This is a genomic window from Xenorhabdus vietnamensis, assembly GCF_002127535.1.
Lineage (GTDB): Bacteria > Pseudomonadota > Gammaproteobacteria > Enterobacterales > Enterobacteriaceae > Xenorhabdus > Xenorhabdus vietnamensis.
The window spans coordinates 1-444 of record NZ_MUBJ01000136.1 but is presented as its reverse complement, the minus strand read 5'-3'; the positions used below and the strand labels follow the sequence as shown (position 1 = coordinate 444).

Here is a 444-nt window from a genome sequence, read left to right as displayed (position 1 = left end):
TCGGCGTTTGGTAGATTTTAATTTCATCGTCATACCTCATGGTTAGGTTCATCAGATTAACAGGCGTTTGAGGTGTCCGAATTTAATATACCCCTACATAAACGTCCTGTGGGGCGTCGAGGGCGTATGGATGAAACTGACATAAAAGTCAGAGGGCAATGGAAATATTTGTATCGCGCTGTCGATACCGCCGGTCAAACGATTGACTTCCTACTGACCGCTAAACGCGATACGGCAGCTGCATTGCGTTTCTTCCGCAAAGCCATACGCCATCAAGGTAAACCCGAGGTTGTGACGATAGACAAAAGTGGCGCTAACACGGCAGCCTTAGAAACGCTCAATATTGGTAAACCCGAAGAGGAAACTATTGCGATCCGACAAAGCAAATACCTCAATAATTTGATAGAGCAAGATCATCGTAATATCAAACGTCGAACACGCTCG

The 444-nt window shown here is 45.7% G+C and carries 1 pseudogene; it reads left to right on the top strand.

From position 1 onward, the window contains the following. Positions 1-96: 96 nt before the first annotated feature. A pseudogene (locus Xvie_RS20575) lies at positions 97-444 on the top strand (IS6 family transposase); the annotation flags it as partial.